Below are 20,585 nucleotides of genomic sequence, written 5' to 3' on the forward strand. Positions count from 1 at the left end.
AGTCGACTGGGCCCGCTCGACCTGATCGCCCGCGCACCCTGTTCGGGCCGCCCCGCTCCAGGCATGATCGTCATCGTCGCCCACCCGTCGGCGGCGACCGGGCCGACGGGATTCCCGGACCCGGAGCCCCTCTTGCGCCAGCCCAATGTCGTACTGATCTGTGTGGACCAGTGGAGGGGCGACTGCCTCTCCGCCGCGGGCCACCCCGATGTCCACACCCCTCACCTGGACGAACTCGCGGGCGAAGGCGTGCGTTTCGACCGCGCCTACTCCGCGACGCCGACCTGTGTCCCCGCCCGCGTGGCCCTCTTCACAGGTCAGTCGCAGGAGCGGCACGGCCGGGTCGGGTACCGCGAGGGTGTGCCCTTCGAGCAGGTCCACCCGGTGACGCTGCCGGGCGAGTTCCGCCGCGGCGGCTACCAGACGCAGGCCGTCGGCAAGATGCACGTCTTCCCGGAGCGCGCACGCCTGGGCTTCGACGACGTACGGCTGCACGACGGCTATCTGCACTACGCGCGCAGGCGTCACAGCCGTAACTTCGAGTTCTTCGACGACTACGTGCCCTGGCTGCGCCGCCAGCCGGGGATGACGCCGGCCGCCGACTACGCGGACCACGGCGTCAGCTGCAACTCCATCGTCGCGCGCCCCTGGGACAAGCCCGAGGCGCTCCATCCGACGACGTGGGCGGTGACCGAGGCGATCGAGTGGCTGCCGCGCCGCGACCCCACCAAGCCGTTCTTCCTGTATCTGTCGTTCCACCGGCCGCACCATCCGTACGACCCGCCCGAGTGGGCCTTCGACCAGTACATGGCGCTCGACCCGTACGAACCCGTGGTCGGTGACTGGGTCGACGACTACGCGCCGTACCGCAAGGACGGCTGTCACGAGGCGGCCGTCGGCGTGATCGATCCGCGGCTGGTCCACCGGGCGCGGGCGGGCTACTACGGGCACATGGCGCACATCGATCTGCAGATCAAGCGGTTCCGTGAGGCGCTGGTCGAGGCGGGTCTCGGTGACGACACGATGTTCTGTTTCGTGTCGGACCACGGCGAGATGATGGGCGATCACCACATGTTCCGTAAGGCACTGGGCTTCGAGGGCTCTGCACGGGTGCCGATCCTGATGAACCTCGCGCCGTCGATGCGCGGCGACGCGGGCGGCTCGGTGGCCGACGAGGTCGTGGAACTGCGCGACGTGATGCCGACGCTCCTCGAGGCGGCGGGACTTCCGGTGCCTGACAGTGTCGACGGGCGCAGCCTGCTGCCGTTCCTGCGCGGTGAACGCCCGGACGACTGGCGGGAGTACCTGCACGGCGAGCACACCTATCTGGGGCAGTCGCTGCAGTGGGTGACCGACGGGCGGCACAAGTACCTGTGGATGTCGGGCGACGGGCACGAGCAGCTCTTCGATCTCGCCGAGGATCCAAGGGAGTTGGTGAACCTGGCGCGGCTGCCCGAGCACGCGGCGCTGCTCGAGCGCTGGCGCGGGCGGCTGATCGACGCGCTGCGCGACCGCGAGGAGGGCTTCGTGGTCGGCGGCGAACTGGTGACGGGCCGACCGGTGGTCACCGAGCTGCGGCACACCCGGGAGCGCATCGCCGCCGTGACCGCGGTCGGCTGACCGGGGGACTTCTTGTGAGGGAGATCAGGCGAACCGCACTCCGAGCCCGCCGTCCACGGCCCACTCCGCGCCGGTGACGAAGGACGCCGCGTCGGAGGCGAGGAAGCAGACCACTTCGGCGACCTCCTCGGGGGTGCCGATCCGGCCCAGCGGATGGACGTCGAGCGCCTTGCGCTCGGCGTCCCGGTCCGGGTGCTGCTCGAAGTACTCGTCGACCAGTGCCGTCCTGATGTAGCCGGGGCTGACCGCGTTGACCCGTACGCCGTGCGACGCGACCTCCAGGGCCATCGAGCGGGTCAGCCCGACGAGACCGGACTTGGCCGCCGCGTACGGGTACATGCCGGCGCACGTCAGCTTCGCGTGCAGGGACGCGATGTTGACGATCGCCCCGCTGCCGCGCTCGATCATCGACGGCAGGGTGTGCTTCGCGCAGAGGAAGGCCGCCTTCAGGTCTACGTCGAAGACCTGGTCCCATTCGGCCTCGGTCATGGCGACCGGCTCGGCGTAGACGTTGCGTCCTGCGTTGTTGACCAGGACGTCGACCGGTCCGAGCGTGGCGGTCACGTCGTCCACGGCGTCGGCGACCGACTGCCCGTCCGTGACGTCGACCCGGCGGAAGGCGACGCGCGCGCCCCTGCCGGTGAGTTCGTCGCGCAGCGCCGCTCCGGACTCCTCGTCCAGGTCGAAGAACGCCACGGCCGCGTCCTCGCGCACGGCCGTCTCGACGACCGCCCGGCCGATGCCGCGCGCCCCGCCCGTCACCAGGACCACCCGGTCCGCCAACCGACCCATCGCCACACTCCTCGTTCGCTCCGCCTGCCTGGCCCTTGCCCGACTCATGCCCGACACCCTCGCTCGGCTCTCGCCCGGCCCTTGACAGCCTAGCTGCTAAGTAGCGACCCTTGCTGTCGCCCCGCGCCCCGGCCGGGCCCCGCGACCGAAGGTGCGAACGAGTGACCTCACGCTATGTGCTCCGACTCCAGGTGGATCCGGCCGACGATCCGACGCAGGCCGGCGACAGGCTGCTCGCCCTGGCGCGGGCGGCGCGAGCCGAGGAGATCTGCGTATTCCTCTTCGGCCTGGAGTTCAACGACGGCCACGAGAGCCTCGACGGCGTCGCGCACTGGCTGGCGGCCACGCGCCCATGGCGCACCCGGCTCCGCGCCGAGGGCATCGCCGTGAGCCTCAACCCCGGCCACACCGTGGGCCACAGCGACTGGGCCCGCTCCCTCAAGCCCGGCCAGACCTGGCAGACGATGACCGACCAGCACGGGACGGCCGCCACCGTGCAGGTGTGCCCGCTGGACCCCGGCTGGCGCGCGTACTTCGCGCAGACCCTGCGTCTGTACGCAGCCGAGGACGTCGACACGGTGTGGATCGAGGACGACATCCGGCTGCACAACCACCGCCCGCTCGACTGGGGCGGCTGCTTCTGCCCGCTCCACCTGGCCGAGTTCGCCCGCCGAACCGGTATCGAGACGACGCGCGAGAAGCTGGTCGCGGCCTGTACCGCGCCCGGCGAACCGCACCCCTGGCGGGAGCGCTGGCTGGACTTCTGGGACACCACGCAGCGTGAACTCCTCACGTCCTGGCGCGAGATACTCGGCGACCGGCTCGGCCTGATGTCCTCGCGCACGGACTCCCACGCCGCCGAGGGCCGCGACTGGCAGTCCTGGCTGGACCTCCCGACTCTGCACCGCCCGCACTTCTGGGGCTACTCCGACGGCGCCGGACCCGAACTTCCGCGTGCGATCCAGCAGTTGGACATGCAGCGCACGGTGCAGCCCGACGGCCTCCGCAGCTTCCCCGAGATCGAGTGCTGGCCCTACGGACACTGGAACAAGTCCTTCCGTCAGACGGGCGCCCAGATGTCCCTGGCCCACATCCTCGGCAGCGACGGCCTCGCGATCAGCCTCTACGACTTCCTCGGCAACCACCCGGACGACGATCCCCGCCGCGCCTCCTTCCTCGCGGAGTGGCGGGACACCTTCGACTGGCTGTCGGAGACGTTCCCGAAGACCCTGCGGACCGTCGGCGTCGGTCTGCCCTGGTCGGAGCGGACCGGACGGCGCACCCGCACCGAGCGCGAGGGCTGGCAGTCGCTAGTGGTCCCGCACGGCTCATGGGCCGGACTGCTCGGCGCCGCGGGCCACGCAGTGACCGCCCGGGGCGGCGCGAGCGTCAACGCCCTGTCCGGAGAGGCGACTTGGACCTTCGAGGACGCCGAACTGCGCGAGTGGCTGGGCCAGGGGCTCCTGCTCGACTCGGTGGCGGCCCGGATCCTCTTCGAGCGCGGCTACGGCCCGCTGATCGGCGTGACGGGGGCACAGCCGTCCCCCGAGGGTCACGCCCGCGAGATCTGCACCGACCCCGAGTTCTCCCTGCGCCCCGGCTGCGCGATCTCCCTGGACGCCGAGAGCTACGACCGTTCCACCGTGGTCGCGTTCGACCCCGCGCCGGACGCGCGCGTCGCCAGCGTGGTCCGCGACCAGCTCGACCGCGAGAGAGGCAGCGGACTCCTCCTGTACGAGAACGCGCTGGGCGGCCGGGTCGCCGTCACTCCCTGGCCCGCCCACACCCCCGGCATGACCCTCATGAACGCACAGCGCGAGGCGCAGTTGGGCGCCGTACTCGACTGGCTGGACCAGGGTGCGCACGCGCGGGCCACGGGTCATCCGTGGCTCGTCACGCAGTCGCTGACGGACGGCACTCGCTGGCGCGTCGTGGTGTGGAACGCGTCGCCGGACGAGGCAGACGACTTCCGGCTCCGGCTGCCTCAGGGCATGCCGGAACCGAGCTCGGTGGTCCAGGTGACAGCCAGGGGCGAACGCCTCACCGCGGCCTGGCGCGACGACCGTCCGCTGCTGTCGCGCCCGCTCGGGCAGTGGGAGTACGTGGTGCTGAGCAGCAAGCACGCCTGATTCCCGCCCAGACGCCGACGGTACGCTGGGCCCGCCCGGCACGTCCCCCAAAAGGAGTTCCCACGTGGCAGTGCGCCGCACCACGCTGTTCGATCAGGTCGCCGGCGAGATCGTCGAACTGATCGAGGAGTCGGGGCTCAAGCCCGGCGACGACATGCCGTCGGAGGGCGAACTCGCGGCCCGGTTCGGGGTCAACCGGCTCGCGGTGCGCGAGGCGATCCGGGTGCTGTCCGCCCGCGAGATCCTCGTGTCGAGCCAGGGCCGGCCGGCCAGGGTCAACGTCCCCTCCGCGCGGGTGTTCGGGCAGATCCTCCAATTCCGGCTGCGCCAGCAGTCGTTGGAGTTCGCGGACGTCCTGGACGCGCGCGCCGCCATCGAGGGCGCGCTGGCGTCCCGCGCGGCGGCGCGGGTCGCGTCCGGCGACGCCTCCCCCGACGCGGCGGGCGCGCTGCTCGACGAGATGGAGGACGCCGTCGAGGACCGCGACCGCTTCGTGGCCCTCGACCTCGCCTTCCACCACGAGATCGCGCGCATGGCCGGGAACGGCATGCTGGAACTCGTATTGGAGTCGCTCTCGGACATCCTCACCGCACACCGGCTCGCCAGCTACGAGGGGCGGTCCCGCCGGGGCGACAGCCAGCGGGCGACGATCACGGCCCACCGGCGGATCCTGGCCGCCATCGCGACGGGCACACCGGCGGAAGCGGTCGCCGCCATGGCGGCCCACCTCGACGAGACCGGCGAGGATCTCGCCGTGTCTTAGCCACGCCCAGGTGGCTCCGGCTCCGGCTCCGGCTCCGGCTCCGGCTCCGCGAACTCGCACCACACCGCCTTGCCTTCCCCTCGCGGCTCGACGCCCCAGCAGTCCGCGACCGCGTCGACCAGCAGCAGCCCGCGCCCCGATGTCGCCGCCTCGCCAGGTGTCCGGCGGCGCGGAAAGACGCTCGACCGGTCCTTGACCCACAGCCGGACGCGTCGCACCGGCCCCGCCAGCACTTCGAGGGTGACGACGGCGCCGGCGTCCGTGTGCAGGAGCGCGTTCACCATCAGCTCACCGGCGGCGACCTCGACGTCGTCCGCCACCGCCGCGAATCCCCAGTCCTCCAGGGCCCTGCGCAGCGCTGTGCGGGTCTCGACGAGGCCCTGCGGGTCCGCCGGGTGAAGGTACTGGTGGATGCGCGGCGCGAGCGGGGTTCCCGGGTCGAGGTCCCGGCGCAGGACGAGCAGTGCCACGTCGTCGGTGGTCGGCGGGACCTGCGAGACCCGTTCCGACAGATGCTCGGCGATGGCGCGCGCCTGGAGGGGCCCGTGGCGCACCGCTTCGGTCATGGCCTTCACGCCTGCCGTCACGTCGCGCCCCCGATGCTCGACGAGGCCGTCGGTGAACAGGATGAACGCCTCGCCGGGCAGCAGGTCGAGCCGTGTCTCGGGGTACTCCTCCTGCTCGAACTCCGTGGCCAGGCCCAGCGGGAGCCCGCCCCGCACCGGCGGGGTGCTGACGCGGCCGTCCGCGTGCCGCAGCACCGGTTCCATGTGGCCGGCCCTGATGGCCCGTACGTCTCCGGTGGCGGGGTCGACCTGGGCGTACGCGCACGTGGCGAAGCGGTCGGTGTCGAGCTCCGCGAGGAAGCGCGAGGCGCGCGCGATGACCGTGGACGGCGCGTGGCCCTCACCCGCGTAGGCACGGAGCGCGATGCGCAACTGGCCCATGACGGCGGCGGCCTGGGTGTCGTGCCCCTCGACGTCACCGACGACGATCCCGATCCTGCGCCGGGGCAGCGGGATCACGTCGTACCAGTCGCCGCCGACCTCCCGGCCGCTGCCCGCCGCGTGGTAGCGCGCGGCGATCTCGACGCCCGGGAACTTGGGGATGTGCCGGGGCAGCATGCTCGACTGCAGCCCCGTGGCGAAGTCGCGTTCGCCGTCGAAGAGGATGGCCCGCTGGAGGGACTGGGCGACGATGCCCGCGAGGCCGAGGCACAGGTCACGGTCCTCCGCCGTGAACTCGTCACGCCCCCGGAACAGGAGCGCGAGGCCCCCGACGGAGCGGGCCTGGGCGACCAGCGGCAGGAAGGCGGCCGCGTCCAGCTCAAGACGTTTCACGTACGCGCCGAGGCGCGGGAAGGTGTCCGCGAGTTCGCGCAGGGAGGTCACGAAGCGGGGGCGCTGGGTCATCACCGCCTGGGCGAGGGGCAGCGACTCGTCGAGGCGGTGCAGCTTGAGTTCGTCGAGCATGGACGTCGATTCGCCTGCCAGGGCGATGAGTTGCAGCGTGTCGCCCTCGACGAGGCCGAGGACGAGTCCGTCGGCGCCGAAGCGTTCGAGCCCGCCCGGGCCGGTGAGGACGGCGGTCACGTCGGCCACCGTCAGAGCCCGGGACAGGGCGTCGGCGGTGCCCTGAAGGACGGTGGTCATCCGCTGCCACCCCGTGAGCTGTCCGGGGCTGGTCATGGCGAGCTGGGCGCGGTCCGCGTCGGCGTCGCGCACGATACCGACCACACGCAGCGGGGTACCGCTCTCGTCCCTCAGGACCCGGCCGCGCATATGCGTCCACTGCTGTTCGCCGTCGCGGCGCCGCACGCGGAAGTACGCACCGCAAGAGGAGCGTCCCGCGTGGATCGCCGTCATCGCGGCGGCCCCGATCCGGGCGCCCTCCTCGGGCGCGACCTGGGACAGCAAGGACTCGGGCCGGCCGTCGTACTCGTCGGGCCCGATATCGAGCACGGCGAAGCCCGCCGCGTCCAGTTCGAGGGTGCCCTCCTCCAGGTCCCACTCGAAGGTGCCCACGCGGTTCAGGGCGAGGCGCTCCCCGAGGCCGATCTCCGCCCTGCGCCGTCCTGCCATGCGTTCGCTCCGGAGAAGTGAGCCGGGAAGGCCCGGTCAGCCGGCCGGGCCTGTCGCCTCCGGCGCTCCGTCCAGCCCCACGCCGTCAACGCCGGGAATCCTCCGAGCATAGCTTTGCGGGATTTATCACGCACTTCTACGCATATGCCGCACGACTTTCTCTGCATGTGCGGCACGACGATCAGCATGTTCCCGCCGCTCAGGGCTCGCGCGGGGCCAGGTTCTGGCGCAGGACTCGCTTGAGGATCTTGCCGCTGGGGTTGCGGGGCAGCTCCTCCACGAAGTGGACGATCCGCGGCTTCTTGTACGAGGCGATGCGCTCGCGGGTGAAGTCGACGAGGCCCTGCGCAGTGACGGGATCCGCCCCGGGGCGCAGCACTACGGCAGCGGTGACGGCCTCGCCCCACAGTTCGTCAGGGGTGCCGAACACGGCGACGTCCAGGACCGCGGGGTGCTCGGCGAGCACGGACTCGACCTCGATCGGGTACACGTTCTCGCCGCCCGTGATCACCATGTCCTTCATCCGGTCGGTGATGAACAGGTAGCCGTCCTTGTCCAGGTATCCCGCGTCACCGGTCCTGAGCCAGCCGTCGGCGGTGAACAACGCCTCGTTCTCCCGCGGCCGTTTCCAGTAGCCCGGGGTGACCTGCTGGGAGCGGGTGAGGATCTCGCCCACGACACCCGGCGCCACATGATCGCCGGTGACCGGGTCCGCGATGGCGACCTCGACCTCGGGCCACACGTTGCCCGCCGAACGCAGCAGCGCGGAGCGCGGTCCGTCCACGACGTGGTCCTCGGGCAGCAGCCGCGCGGCGGAACCGGTCGTCTCGGTGAGGCCGTACTTCTGGTAGAAGCCGCAGCCGAACGCTGCCATGGACCGGCGCAGCAGCGCGGGCGTGATGGGCGAGGCGCCATAGACGATCAACTGGAGCGCGGAGAAGTCGCGTTCGTCGATGTCGGGCAGTGCGGTGAGGAGGTGGAGTATGGCGGGCACGAAGAACGTGTGCGTGACCCGGTGGCGCTCCATGAGATCGACGACGGCAGCCGGGACGAGGTCGGGGACCAGCACCGTGTGGGCGCCGGCGGCGAGCGCGTTCACCAGCCAGCCGGTCCCGGCGATGTGGAAGACGGGCATGACGTTCAGGGAGACGGACGCCGTCGTCCAGCCCATCTCGCGCAGCTGGGCCTCGCTCGCGCTGCAGTTGTTCAGCGTGAGCTGGACGCCCTTGGGCAGCCCGGTGGTGCCGGAGGTGTAGAGCTGGAGGAAGACCGCGTCCTCGCTCCCGGCACCCGGGTCGGCATCGCCCGCCGCGGCCAGCCACTTCTCGTATGTGCGCTCGCCCGCGTCCGCCTCGCTCTCGGTGACGAGGGTGATGCCGGGAAGCGCGGCACGGACGGCACGCGCGCCGGGCAGGAACTCGGTCTGGGTGAGGACGATGGCGAGTTCGGCGTCCTGGGCGACCGCGACCAGTTCGCGCTCGGCCAGGCGCCAGTTCAGCGGGGTGGCGACGAGCCCCGCCTTGGCGCAGCCCATGAGGAGCTCCGCCGAGAGGACACCGGGGCGTACGAGATATCCGACGTGGGCGCCCTTGGGCAGGCCCGCGGCCAGGAGGGCCTGTGCGACGCGGTTGCCGCGCCGGTCGAGCTCGGCGTAGGTCAGCGTCCGTGAGCCTTCGGTGACGGCTGGGGCGCCGGGGTTCAGCGCGGCGTGCTGTCGTACGGCGTCGGGCAGGAACGGGCCCATGCGGGAGTCCTCCATCGGCGTCGGCTTCAACGACTGGTCGCAGGACAGGAGCGGACCGTGAGCATCCCGGCCCGGCAGCACGGCGTCAATGCGTTGAACACACGTTTGAGACCGGTTCGCGGCTACTTGGGGGCCATGCGGATCGAGCCGTCGAGGCGGATGGTCTCGCCGTTCAGCATCGGGTTGGTGACGATCGCCTCGACGAGCTGCGCGTACTCGGCGGGCTGTCCGAGGCGGCTGGGGTGCGGGACCTGCGCGCCGAGCGAGTCGCGGGCCTCCTGCGGCAGCCGCCCCAGCAGCGGCGTCTCGAAGAGGCCGGGGGCGATCGTCATCACGCGGATGCTCGTCCGCGCGAGGTCGCGGGCGATCGGCAGCGTCATGCCGACGATGCCACCCTTGGACGCGGAGTACGCGCACTGGCCGATCTGCCCGTCGTACGCGGCCACGGAGGCCGTGTTGACGATCACGCCGCGGTCTCCGTCGAGCGGCTCGTTGCGTCCCATCGCCTGGGCGGCCAGGCGGATCACGTTGAAGGTCCCCACCAGGTTGACCTCGACGACCTTGCGGAACTGGTCGAGGTCGTACGGGCCCTCCTTGCCGACGGTGCGGCCCGCGCCTCCGATCCCGGCGCAGTTGACGGTGACGCGCAGCGGGGAGAGCGCGGTGGCGGCGCCGACCGAGGCGGTGACGTCGGCCTCGCTGGTGACGTCACCGGCAACGAACGTCGCGCCGATCTCCTTGGCGACGGCCTCACCGTCGGAGGAGGCCAGATCGAGGATGACGACGCGCGCACCGTTCGCGACGAGCCGCTCGGCGGTCGCCCGCCCGAGGCCGGAGGCTCCACCGGTGACGAGGGCGGACGAACTGGCGTTGATCTGCATGGGTTTCCCGTCTCTCCACTCACTCTTCTTGAACGATCGTTAAATTATGCCGCGATGCAGATTCTGTCCATGCGGCGAGCCGGGCGAACTGGTTCACGCAGGTCCGGATTCCCCCCGTATCCGCAGCAGCGCCTCCTGGACGACCGACGCGACGAGCCGCCCGTCCCGGTCCCAGAACTCCCCGTACGCCAGGGTGCGCCCGTCGCCCGCGAGGCGACTGCGGCAGGCGTACAGGAGCCAGGCGTCGGCCCGGAACGGGCGGTGGAACCACATCGCGTGGTCGAGCGAGGCGAGGACGACGCCGGCCGGCCGCGGTTCCCCGTACGGCACGAGGGCCGTGGGGGCCAGCGGCGCGTCGGAGATGTACGCGAGGGCGCAGGCGTGCAGCGCGGGGTCGTCGGGAAGGGCGCCGACCGTGCGGAACCACCCGAACCGTTCGATCTGCCCCTCGTCCGCGCCGTGGACGTCCGGCATCTTCCGGTACTCCACCGCCGTGCGCAGCGGATGCGTCGCCGGACGGAACCAGAAGCCGTCGTCGAGGCCTTCGGGTCCCGGAACGTCCGGCATGCCGGGCTGCCGCCAACTCCCGTCCCGCTGTGGCAGTTTGAAGGACGCGCTCATCGTGAGCGCGTCCTTGCCGCCCTGAGTGGCGGTCACCTGGCGCACGGAGTAGCTCCGCCCGTCCCGCACCACGTCGGACACGTAGCGCACGGGGCGCTCGGGCGTGACGGGGCGCAGGAAGTAGGCGTGCAGGGAGTGCACGGCGCGGTCGCCCTCGACAGTGCGGTACGCCGCGGCCAGGGCCTGGCCCACGACCGCCCCGCCATAGGCGCGCCGCGGCGCGCGGCCGGCGTGGCAGTACCCCTGGAGGACGCCCGAGCCGACGTCCTCCAGGGCGAGGCGCTCGCCCTTACCGAGGGGACCGAAGGGCTGCGCCTGCTCAGGAACTCTGTTGATCATTCGTTAAGTGTCCAGGCCACGCACCCCGCCTGTCCACCTTTCGTGATCAGCGCACCCGCCCGCAGTTCCGGTGCCGGGACCGGGTGACCGTCCTCCCCCGGTGTCAGTCGTCGATCGCCTGGTAGAGCGTGGTCCAGAAGTCGAGCATGAGATGCACCGGATCCGGGACGGACGCCCCCACCTGGGTGAGCAGGATTCCGGTGAGCTGGTTCTCCGGGTCGGCATAGGTCGAGGTGCCGCTTCCGCCGTCCCAGCCGAACTGGCCGATGGGCGCGTAGTCACCGCGGTAGGTGCGCACCGCCATCCCGAAGCCCCAGCCGCCGTGCTGCCCCTGACCGTGGGACACATGGACGTTGTCGACCGCCAACTTGTGCCGGGCGGCGTGCTGTTCGGGCGAGAGGCGGTTGGTGGTCATCAGCTCGACGGCGGCCCGCGACAGGATCCGTTCGCCCTCGTGCATCCCGCCGTTGAGCAGCATCCGGAAGTAGGCGTGGTAGTCGTCCGCGGTGGAGTTCAGTCCGCCGCCCCCGCCCTGGAACGCCGGCGGCGCGCTGTGGCGTCCCGTCTCGGCCTCGTCCCACACCTGGAACTCGCCGGTCCCCGGGTCGGGGGCGTACAGGGGCGGCAGCCGGTGGAGTTGATCGGCCGGCACGTGGAACCCGGTGTCCTTCATGCCCAGCGGCTCGAAGACGCGCTCGCGCAGGAACGACTCGAACGACTGCCCTGTGACCCTGGCGACGAGCACGCCCACCAGATCGCTGCTGATCTGGTACTGCCAGCACTCTCCGGGCTGGTACATCAGCGGAAGCGTGCCAAGGCGGCGCATCCACTCGTCCGGCTCGGGCATCGGCTCCGGCAGATTGGGGGTGATCCCCTGCCCGAAGACGGCGTTCATGATCGGCGTGCCAAGCACCGTCATGTCCATGCCGAGGCCGAACGTGGAGGTCAGCACGTCCCGTACGGTGATCGGCCGGCGTGCCGGCACGGTCTCGTCCAGCGGGCCGTCGACCCGCTTCAGCACCTGGCGGTCGGCCAGTTCAGGAAGCCACTGGTCCACGGAGTCGTCGAGGCGCAGCCTGCACTCGTCGAGCAGGACCATCGCCGCCGCGATCGAGACCGGCTTGGACGTCGAAGCCATCCGGAAGATCGTGTCCCGGCGCATCGGCGCGCCGCCGTCGTGACGCACCGTCCCGATCGTTTCGACATGGCTCTCGTCTCCCCGGCTGAACAGCGCGACAAGGCCGGGGATCTTCCCTGAGTCGACATGCCGTGACAGCACGTCGTGCACCCTGTTCAACCCCGTCTTGGTGAAGCCGCTTATGCCAGTCCCCATCATCAATCTCCCCATACGCAGTGTTCGATCCATGCAGTGCTTGAGACATGCAGTGCTCGATCTTGCGGGACCCGCACCCGTCCGGCGCTCACGGCTTCGACGAGCCGCGCACACGGGCCGGCTCGCGCAGGCTCCGTCCGGTCAGGTCACGCAGCTGCCGTAGCCGGCCCGCCAACTCCTCGCTCACTCTTTCCGGCCCCCCTGCAGGTCCATCTCAGCCAATGATCCCAGGAGACGGCGTCCGTCTCCCCGGAGTTACCGACTTTCCTGAAGTCCCTTGCGGCCTGCCCGGGTTCGCAATTCACCCACCCTTGGAGCATGCGGACAGGACGGCGGGCCCGGTCCTGCCCACCGCCCGACTCAGCGCACTCGGCCTCGCGGTTTGAGTGGTACAGGCGGCAGTTCGGGAGCAGCCAGCGGATCGCCGTCGTACCCCTTCACCTCCCCGAACCTCGACCCGCTCATCCAGTCCTCCCGGGCCTGAGTGATGTCGTCCTGCGACCGGCCGATGAAGTTCCACCACATGATCAGTTCCTCCTCGAACGGCTCGCCGCCGAGGAGCATCAGGGAAGCGTCCGACTCGGCGCGCAGGGGGAGTTCGGTGCGGCCGCAGCCCAGGTAGAGCATGGAGCCGGGCAGGACAGGGACGCCGTCGACGTGGGCCTCGCCCGACATGGACAGGACCGCGTACTCGAAGTCCGGTTCGAGGGGGACGCTGAGATCGGCCCCGCGCGTGAGGCTGAGGTCCGCCCCGACCATGGGCGTGTACGTCGTGCCGGGTGACGCGGCCCCGTCGAGCTCGCCGAGGATCATGGTCGCGCTCAGGCCGGGGGCCCTGACCTCGGGCAGGTCGGCGTGGTGCTCGAAGCGGGGTTCCGTGTGGCGGTGGCTGTCCGGCAGGGCGACCCACAGCTGCGCGCCGTGCAGAAGGCGGGCGTGCGGGCGCGGGCTCTCCTCGGAGTGGCTGATGGCCCGTCCGGACGTCATGAGTCCCAGTTCGCGGGGCCTGATCGTCTGGAGGCTGCCCGTGGAGTCGCGGTGCAGGACCTCCCCCTCGTGCAGCCAGCTCACCGTCTGCAAACCCATGTGGGGGTGGGGCGGCACCTGCATGCCGGGTTCGTCGGCGATGTCGTCGGGCCCGTAGTGATCGACGAAGGCCCAGGCGCCGACCATGCGGCGGCCGAGGTTCGGAAGCAGCCTGCGGACCTCGGTGGACTCGCCGAGCTTCACGCGCCGGGGGGAGAGGAGTTCACGTACGGGCTCCGCCACGACGAAGCCCCGGCCGCCGCACATGGTCGGCACCGCCTCGCGATCAAGATTGCTCATGGCTCACAACCTAGACCCGTCCCGGCCGTCCCGTCAGGCACGCGTACGGGTGGACCCGCGCGCTCACCAGGACGGAATATGCGCCGGGTCCGTGCCGTTGACAGCGGTCGAGGAGGCACCAGTGGTGAACACGGTCAACTACTACACGCAGGGCACCCCCGCGGAGCGCTGGGAGCGCGCGCGGATGTTCTTCGACGCCAAGGAGTACACGCTCGCGGCGCAGATCCTCGACGACCTGGTCGCCGAGATCCCCGAGCAGGTGGCGGCGCGGCTGCTGCTGGCCCGCGCGTACTACCACTCGGCCCAGCTGGGCCGCGCCGAGGCCGAGCTGCGCACGGTCGTGGAGCGTGACCCGGTCGAGCACTACGCCCGTCTGATGCTGGGCCGCACCCTGGAGCGCCAGGGCCGCCACGAGGAGGCGGGACCGCATCTGCGGATGGCGGCCGCGTTCGCGGGCGACTTCGGCGACGCCTGAGCCGCGGCCGGGGGCCGGCCACTGGGCCGGTCGGCCCCCGGTCAGCCCCCGGTCGGCCCCGCCCCCGGCACGCTGATCTGCGGCTCCGCTAGCCTGGCGGGACGATGAGCAACCGTTTCGAGACGTCATGGGGCGAGTTCGACCTCGCCCGCTTCCCCGAGGATTCCCACGACCCGCTGCGCGCGTGGGATGCCGCGGACGAGTACCTGCTGCGGCATCTCGCCGACAGCGCCACCGATCTTTCGGGGTCGGTGGTCGTGATCGGCGACCGGTGGGGCGCCCTCGCCACGTCCCTGGCCGGGCACTGCGACCGGCCGACCGCGATCTCCGACTCGTACCTGGGGCAGCGCGCGACCCGCGCCAACCTCGACCGGGCCGGCTTCGACGGGAACGCCGTGCGCCTGCTGACCACCCAGGACGCCCCGCCGGAGCGCGTGGACCTCCTGCTCGTACGCGTCCCCAAGAGCCTGGCGCTCCTCGAGGACCAACTGCACCGCATCGCGCCCGCCGTCCACGAAGACACCGTGGTGATCGGGACCGGCATGGTCAAGGAGATCCACACCTCGACGCTGAAGCTGTTCGAACGGATCATCGGCCCGACCCGCACGTCCCTCGCCGAGAAGAAGGCGCGGCTCATCTTCACCACGCCGTTCCCGGCGCTCGCCCGGCCGCGGAACCCGTGGCCGCACAGGTACGCCCTGCCCGACGGTGTCGGCCCCGTGTCGGGCCGGACCGTCACCAATCACGCCGGGGTGTTCTGCGCCGAACGCCTCGACATCGGCACCCGGTTCCTGCTCCAGCACCTGCCCCGCAGCGAGGGCGCCGAGCGCGTCGTGGACCTGGGGTGCGGCAACGGCGTCGTCGGTACGGCGATGGCGCTGGAGAACCCGCGCGCCGAGATCGTGTTCACGGACGAGTCCTTCCAGGCGGTGGCCTCGGCCGAGGCGACGTACCGCGCGAACATCGACCCCTCGGAACACCCCGAGGCGAGGGCGGAGTTCCTCGTGGGCGACGGCCTCGCGGAGCTGCCCGCGGGCAGTGCGGACCTGGTCCTGAACAATCCGCCGTTCCACTCGCACCAGGCGACGACCGCCGCCACGGCCATGCGCATGTTCTCCGACGCGCGCGACGCGCTGCGCCCGGGCGGTGAGCTGTGGGTCATCGGCAACCGCCACCTCGGCTACCACGTGAAGCTGCGCCGCCTGTTCGGCAACAGTGAACTCATCGCCAGCGACCCGAAGTTCGTGGTCCTGCGCGCCGTCAAGAAGGAGCGCGAGCCGCGTTCATAGGCGCGTCGAGCGCCACGAGGGGGGACACGCGGGCATGGCGCGTCGCCCGGTCGCCCACCACATCAAGGACAGGACCGAACCCGTGACCAGCCGCGTCACCTTGATCTCTGCCGCCACGAGCCGGTCGCTGCGGGAGGCACGGTTCGATGACGGGTGTTCGCTCGACGCGAGCGCCGCGGCACGGGCCCGGGCGGCGGCCGGTTCCCTGCCCGCGGCCGAGCGGCCACTGGTCTCCCCCACGGTGCGCTGCCGGGAGACGGCGACGGCCCTCGGACTCGTCGCCGTGGAAGCCCCGGAGCTGGCAGGGCTCGACGTGGGCCGTTGGCGGGGCCTGACGCTCGACGAGGTGAGCGCCGAAGACCCGGCCGGCATCGCCCTCTGGCTCTCCGACCCCGGCGCCGCGCCACACGGCGGGGAGTCCGTACGTGCCCTGTGCGCACGGGTCGCGCGCTGGCTGGACGCTTCGGCGGAGCTCGACGGCCGGACGCTCGCCGTTGTGGAGCCGGAGGTGGTGAGGGCGGTGGCCGTCACGATCCTCGACGCGCCCGGATCGGCGTTCTGGCGGCTCGACGTACCGCCCCTGACCGCGAGCGATGTCAGCGGGCGCTCCGGGCGCTGGAACATTCGACTCGGACGGGCGCTCGGCCCGTCGGAGACGGCGACGGGAGCTGACCCGGAGTAGACCTACTCACCGCTGCCCCTACTGGCTCGACGGTGAGCAGCACTGCTCTCCGACTGCCCCCGGCGGCCCGCCCGTTGATACCCGATGCCGCAGGATCAGTGCCGCGAGCGCGCACCGCAGGCAGTCGCTGTCCGTCGCTCCCGCGGGTTCGTCCGCCTCGCCGTCCGGACCCTCGCTCCCCCGTCGGCCCCCAGGGCCGTGGCACCCGTGCGACGGGCAGCCGACCAGTAACTCGATCTCCCTCAGCAGCTCCTCGCTCTCCTTCGCCCGCTGCGCCAGGACTCGTACACGCGCGCTCTGGCCGCCGATCTGCCGCCTGCTGGCGATCAGTTGCTCGTACTCCTCCAGGGTCAGCGCGACCGCCTCGCGGCCGCCGAGTGTGATGTGGCGCGGTTGGGGGTGTCTGGCCACGCGGGTCTCCGCCCTCGGAAGAAAGCGAGAGGGCCGACCGGATGGTTCCGGCGGCCCTCTGCGCTTGATCGCCTGTCTGGGTCCGGGCTGTGGCGCGGTTCTCTCAGTGGGGTACGGGAGTTGCCTTGCCGGACGCGACGGCCTCGGTGCGCGGGGCGAGCTGACGCTGTGCCAACTCACCGAAGATCAGGCCGAATCCGGTCCACATGGTGAGCTGGATGGCGAGGGCCGAGGTGCGGAACCGCCACAGCAGCGTGGCAGGGAAGTCCTTCGGTACCTCGTTGATGACTGGCAGGAACGCGTACGCGAGCCCGATCGTGAGGACGAAGAACGCGACCGCGGCCACGGTGGCGTACCAGGTGCCCAGGCGGGGAGCGAGCCGTTTCCCGATGATCACCGCGGCGACGGCGAGGAGCCCGCTGAGCAGCATCATCAAGAAGTACAGCGTCGTGCGCTTGCTGATGGTGCCGGGATCGCCGACGGACGGCGGGTTGGCGGGGTACTTCAGGAACGGCACGACGTACACGGCGAGCAGGGCCGTGCCGGAGAGCAGGAGTGCCGTGGCCCGGGGGGTGAAGCGGCCGACGCGACCGAGCGCGAAGCAGTACGCGAGGGCGGCTATGCCGCCGAAGGCGATGCCGTAGAGCAGCATGCCGGTGGCGAGGCCGCCGGTGGACTGCATGCTGCGGCTGACGAGCTCGACCTCGTGGTGGTGCGCGGGTGCGTGGGCCTCCTCGTAGCCGATGGCGCTGTCGACGCTGGGTTCGCCGAGGAAATAGGCGACGATCAGGGCGAGCAGACCGGCACCCAGGCCGGCGAGCATGCCGCGTACGAGGAGATTTCTCACTGTTGCGGAGTTCATGAGCTTTGCGGCGTCCCTCGTCAGTGGCAGGGGAAGCCGAGCAGGTGGCGGGCGTCGTGCACCCATTCATGAACGCCCTCGCCGGAGACGACGGCCGTGGCGCCCTGCTCGGCGCCGACGAAGTAGAGAAGTACCAGCATCAGGATGCCGAAGAAGACGGCCCAGGGGGCAATCGCCTTCAGGGGCAGTGCTGCGGGAAGAACGGGGGTGGTGGCTGTCGGCTGAGCGACGGTCTGCGCCATGGCAGGGCCTCCTCTGGGAGTTCGCGTCCCATCTCGGTGGTGCACAAGTACGACAGCTGCGGGTCTGACTCGCGAGGTCCTTGCCCGTCCGGGCGAGTAGCTCGTCTCACAGTGGCGCGACCGTGCCGGATTCCCACCGGCTTCCGCGCTGCCATCGTCAATATCGGTCAGACCGTACCGCGTAAGGGGCGCACGGCCAAGACCGGGCCGTGCGCAGTGATCTTGGTCATGGCCGCTGCCATGAAGCCCTGGTGAGCGGTGCGGCAGTGCCGTCTCAGGGCGCGGACGTTCTCAGGAAGCGGATGTACGGGCGTTCCCCCGGCTCGGTGGCCGGGAAGACGGTCGCGCGCACTCCGTAGACCCTCGCTATGAGGTCTTCGGTGAGTACGTCTTCCGGGGCGCCGGCGGCGAACACACGTCCTTGCCTGAGCACGACGAGCTGGTCGCAGTACATCGCGGCCAGATTGAGGTCGTGCAGGGCGATCACGCTGGTGAGTCGGAGTTCGGCGAGCAGGTCGAGGAGGTCCAGCTGGTGCTGGACGTCAAGGTGGTTGGTCGGCTCGTCCAGAAGGATTTCGCGTGGCCGCTGCGCGAGGGCCCGGGCGATCTGGACGCGCTGGCGCTCGCCGCCGGACAGGGTGTGCCAGTGCCGGTGCGCGCGGTCGGTGAGATCGGTGCGGGCGAGGGCGGAACGTACGGCCTCCTCGTCCTGCGCCGACGGTGGCATCCACGCCCTGCGGTGCGGGATGCGGCCCAGGCGCACGACGTCCTCGACGGTCAACTCGACCTGGGTGTCGGCCTGTTGCTCGACCACGGCGATGCGGCGTGCGAACTCCCTGCGGCCCACGGCACTCAGCGGTGAGCCGTCCAGGGTCACCACTCCGGCCTGGGGCGTGAGGATGCCCGCGAGCAGCCGCAGGAGTGTGGTCTTTCCCGAGCCGTTGGGTCCGATGAGGCCCGTGATGCCTCCGGGGGCCGGGTGCACGCTCACGCCGTCCAGGATGAGTTGCCCGCCGGTCTCGCGACGGACCCGGTCGGCCCGCAGCCCGTCGGCGGTGATGGGTGGGCCGGTGGTGGATTGGGTCATCGGCTCCGGGTCCGGGTCCGGGTCCGGGTCCGGGTCCGGGTCCGGCTCCGGGTCCGGGTCCGGGTAAGAGTGTCGTTCGGGAGGCGTCGATGCCGCCGGTGGCCTTCTTCACCCGGCCTGGAGCGCGGCGACGAGCCGTTCGCCCCGCTCGCGCACATCGAAGACCGCGGCGAGGTCGCGGACTTCGCCGTAGACGGTTTCCATGCTCAGCGTCTTGTACGAGCGTCCGTCGCCGGCGCCGCTGTTGCCCTTGCCGACACAGTCGGAGGGCGAGAGGTACTCCGGTACGCCCAGTTTCCCGAACTGGTCGCGTGGCGCCACTCCCCCTTGCTGAGCGTGGCGCTGAATGACGCGGCGACGAAGTCGGGTTCGGCGTCGAGGACCTTCTGGAACGACGGGTAGCGGTCGGCGAGCCGCTCGACCTTCGCGTTCTCCTTCTCAAGTCCCTTCATCGAGTTCCTCCGTGGATACTCCGCCCTTCAGGGCGGAGAGGAAACAGGTTCCTGCGGAGCTGGGTAAGGGGCTGTGATGGGTCGTCAGGGCGGACACGGTGCTGTGACCGGCAGATTTGGTGTTGAGTCGCAGTCGCCATAGTTTGTGAGCGTGACCACGACGTGTGTGAAGCGGGCGTTCAAGTACCGCTTCTATCCGACCGACGTGGAGGCAGCCGAGCTGTCGCGCACGTTCGGATGCGTGCGCAAGGTCTACAACCTCGCGCTTGCCGCCCGCACCGAAGCGTGGGCGCGCCAGGAGCGGGTCAACTACAACGCCACCTCGGCGATGCTGACCGCATGGAAGAGGACCGAGGAACTGGCGTTCCTCAACGACGTGTCGTCGGTGCCTTTGCAGCAGACATTGCGGCACTTGCAGACGGCGTTCACCAACTTCTTCGCCAAGCGGGCGAGGTATCCGCACTTCAAGTCGCGGAAGAAGTCCCGCAAGTCCGCCGAGTACACCACCAGCGGCTTCCGCTTCCGTGACGGTGGCCTGACACTGGCGAAGATGAACGAACCGCTCGACCTCGTGTGGTCGGTCTTGACCATCTCCTGACCCTGTCCACCGGCGAGAAGATCGCCAACCCCCGGCACGAACGCAAGGACCGCGCCCGCCTGGCCAAGGCCCAGCAAAACCTCTCCCGCAAGGCCAAGGGCGACGGCACCAACCGGGCCAAGGCCCGGCGCAAAGTCGCCAGGATCCACGCCCGCATCGCCGACCGACGCCGCGACCACCTGCACAAACTGACCACTCGACTCGTGCGCGACAACCAAACGCTCGTGATCGAGGACCTGACCGTACGCAACATGGTCAAGAACCGGAGCCTTGCCCGCGCCATCAGCGATGCCGCGTGGTCGGACTTCCGGAGCATGCTGGAGTACAAGGCCGCCTGGTACGGGCGGGAAGTGATCGCTGTCGACCGCTTCTTCCCCTCCTCCAAGCTGTGCTCCCACTGCGGCACCCTCGCAAAGAAGATGCCGCTGCACGTTCGAACCTGGAGCTGCGACACCTGCGGAACGACCCACGACCGGGACACGAACGCAGCGAACAACCTGCTGGCCGCCGGACTGGCGGTGACAGCCTGTGGAGCTGGTGTAAGACCTCAACGGAGAACTCCGGGCGGGCAGTCGGCGACGAAGCAGGAAACCCCACGGCGCAAGCCGTAGGAAACCCCCTCGTTCACGAGGGGGGAGGAAGTCAACACAGGGTCCGTCCAGGTCCCGGTGCCGGCCATGCGGTCGCCGAGGCCGAGGGCCAGCATGATCTGGTCGAACCCTGGTCGAGGGAAACGGCGCGCTCGGGGGCCGCTTTCACCTCGACCCGCGCCCCGCAGTTGTCGAGTACGACCGGATAGCCGCGGCGCTCTTGTGCGCTGCCGGGGTGCGCTCGGATCCGCTGCTGCCGCGCGCGGCC

17 protein-coding genes, 2 pseudogenes and 1 riboswitch are annotated in these 20,585 nt (G+C 70.7%); of the genes and pseudogenes, 7 read left to right on the top strand and 12 right to left on the bottom strand.

Going from position 1 to position 20,585, the window contains the following annotated elements:
• The first annotated feature begins 63 nt into the window (after positions 1-63).
• Positions 64-1,620 carry an arylsulfatase gene (locus tag OG698_RS06570; RefSeq protein ID WP_406102013.1) on the top strand — a complete coding sequence of 519 codons (1,557 nt, stop codon included), beginning with the start codon at positions 64-66 and terminating at the stop codon, positions 1,618-1,620.
• A gap of 24 nt (positions 1,621-1,644) precedes the next feature.
• On the opposite strand, the gene OG698_RS06575 is transcribed toward OG698_RS06570, so the two are convergent.
• On the bottom strand, positions 1,645-2,412 hold the full coding sequence (locus tag OG698_RS06575; protein ID WP_406102014.1) for an SDR family NAD(P)-dependent oxidoreductase: 768 nt from the start codon (positions 2,410-2,412) through the stop codon (positions 1,645-1,647).
• Between the two features lie 161 nt (positions 2,413-2,573).
• On the opposite strand from OG698_RS06575, the gene OG698_RS06580 reads away from it, so the two are divergent.
• Positions 2,574-4,541: a hypothetical protein gene (locus tag OG698_RS06580; RefSeq protein WP_406102015.1), complete on the top strand. Its 1,968-nt coding sequence runs from the start codon at positions 2,574-2,576 to the stop codon at positions 4,539-4,541.
• 64 nt (positions 4,542-4,605) lie between these two features.
• Entirely contained in the window at positions 4,606-5,304 is a 699-nt protein-coding gene (locus tag OG698_RS06585; RefSeq protein WP_399979409.1) for a FadR/GntR family transcriptional regulator, read from the top strand.
• On the opposite strand, the gene OG698_RS06590 is transcribed toward OG698_RS06585, so the two are convergent.
• The 6 genes from OG698_RS06590 to OG698_RS06615 form a co-directional block, all read right to left on the bottom strand.
• On the bottom strand, positions 5,301-7,385 hold the full coding sequence (locus OG698_RS06590) for a SpoIIE family protein phosphatase (RefSeq protein WP_406102017.1): 2,085 nt from the start codon (positions 7,383-7,385) through the stop codon (positions 5,301-5,303). The genes OG698_RS06585 and OG698_RS06590 overlap by 4 nt on opposite strands.
• 199 nt (positions 7,386-7,584) lie before the next feature.
• The gene (locus OG698_RS06595; protein ID WP_406102018.1) at positions 7,585-9,144 is read right to left on the bottom strand and encodes a long-chain-fatty-acid--CoA ligase; all 1,560 of its coding nucleotides are present in this window, start codon (positions 9,142-9,144) and stop codon (positions 7,585-7,587) included.
• Between the two features lie 107 nt (positions 9,145-9,251).
• Positions 9,252-10,010, bottom strand: coding sequence for a 3-hydroxyacyl-CoA dehydrogenase (locus OG698_RS06600; protein ID WP_406102019.1), 759 nt, complete (start codon positions 10,008-10,010; stop codon positions 9,252-9,254).
• 93 nt (positions 10,011-10,103) lie between these two features.
• Positions 10,104-10,970 (bottom strand): acyl-CoA thioesterase, encoded by an 867-nt coding sequence (locus OG698_RS06605; RefSeq protein WP_406102020.1) that lies wholly within the window; start codon positions 10,968-10,970, stop codon positions 10,104-10,106.
• A gap of 103 nt (positions 10,971-11,073) precedes the next feature.
• Positions 11,074-12,303, bottom strand: a complete 1,230-nt coding sequence (locus OG698_RS06610; protein ID WP_406102022.1) for a serine hydrolase domain-containing protein — start codon at positions 12,301-12,303, stop codon at positions 11,074-11,076.
• Positions 12,304-12,663: 360 nt separating this feature from the next.
• Positions 12,664-13,629: a pirin family protein gene (locus OG698_RS06615; RefSeq protein WP_406102023.1), complete on the bottom strand. Its 966-nt coding sequence runs from the start codon at positions 13,627-13,629 to the stop codon at positions 12,664-12,666.
• A 184-nt stretch (positions 13,630-13,813) separates the two neighbouring features.
• On the opposite strand from OG698_RS06615, the gene OG698_RS06620 reads away from it, so the two are divergent.
• The 3 genes from OG698_RS06620 (at position 13,814) to OG698_RS06630 (ending at position 16,075) form a co-directional block, all read left to right on the top strand.
• Positions 13,814-14,104, top strand: a complete 291-nt coding sequence (locus OG698_RS06620) for a tetratricopeptide repeat protein (RefSeq protein ID WP_326778390.1) — start codon at positions 13,814-13,816, stop codon at positions 14,102-14,104.
• A 104-nt stretch (positions 14,105-14,208) separates the two neighbouring features.
• Positions 14,209-15,393, top strand: coding sequence for a methyltransferase (locus OG698_RS06625; protein WP_406102024.1), 1,185 nt, complete (start codon positions 14,209-14,211; stop codon positions 15,391-15,393).
• An 82-nt stretch (positions 15,394-15,475) separates the two neighbouring features.
• A complete protein-coding gene (locus tag OG698_RS06630; protein WP_406110883.1) occupies positions 15,476-16,075 on the top strand; it encodes a histidine phosphatase family protein in 600 nt (199 codons plus the stop codon).
• A gap of 18 nt (positions 16,076-16,093) precedes the next feature.
• On the opposite strand, the gene OG698_RS06635 is transcribed toward OG698_RS06630, so the two are convergent.
• The 5 genes and pseudogenes from OG698_RS06635 to OG698_RS06655 all read right to left on the bottom strand — a co-directional run.
• Complete coding sequence (locus OG698_RS06635; protein WP_406102025.1) at positions 16,094-16,486, bottom strand: hypothetical protein; 393 nt, start codon at positions 16,484-16,486, stop codon at positions 16,094-16,096.
• Between the two features lie 103 nt (positions 16,487-16,589).
• Complete coding sequence (locus tag OG698_RS06640) at positions 16,590-17,348, bottom strand: CbtA family protein (RefSeq protein ID WP_406102027.1); 759 nt, start codon at positions 17,346-17,348, stop codon at positions 16,590-16,592.
• A gap of 20 nt (positions 17,349-17,368) precedes the next feature.
• Complete coding sequence (locus OG698_RS06645; protein ID WP_100593014.1) at positions 17,369-17,590, bottom strand: CbtB-domain containing protein; 222 nt, start codon at positions 17,588-17,590, stop codon at positions 17,369-17,371.
• Between the two features lie 62 nt (positions 17,591-17,652).
• A riboswitch (cobalamin riboswitch) is annotated at positions 17,653-17,735 on the bottom strand.
• Positions 17,736-17,864: 129 nt separating this feature from the next.
• Positions 17,865-18,677: an ABC transporter ATP-binding protein gene (locus OG698_RS06650; protein WP_406102028.1), complete on the bottom strand. Its 813-nt coding sequence runs from the start codon at positions 18,675-18,677 to the stop codon at positions 17,865-17,867.
• Positions 18,678-18,741: 64 nt separating this feature from the next.
• A pseudogene (locus OG698_RS06655) lies at positions 18,742-19,129 on the bottom strand (ABC transporter substrate-binding protein); the annotation flags it as partial.
• Between the two features lie 151 nt (positions 19,130-19,280).
• Here OG698_RS06655 and OG698_RS06660 point away from each other — a divergent pair.
• Positions 19,281-20,338: pseudogene (locus tag OG698_RS06660) on the top strand (RNA-guided endonuclease InsQ/TnpB family protein).
• The last annotated feature ends 247 nt before the right edge of the window (positions 20,339-20,585 follow it).

This window comes from Streptomyces sp. NBC_01003 (genome assembly GCF_045162695.1).
GTDB lineage: Bacteria > Actinomycetota > Actinomycetes > Streptomycetales > Streptomycetaceae > Streptomyces.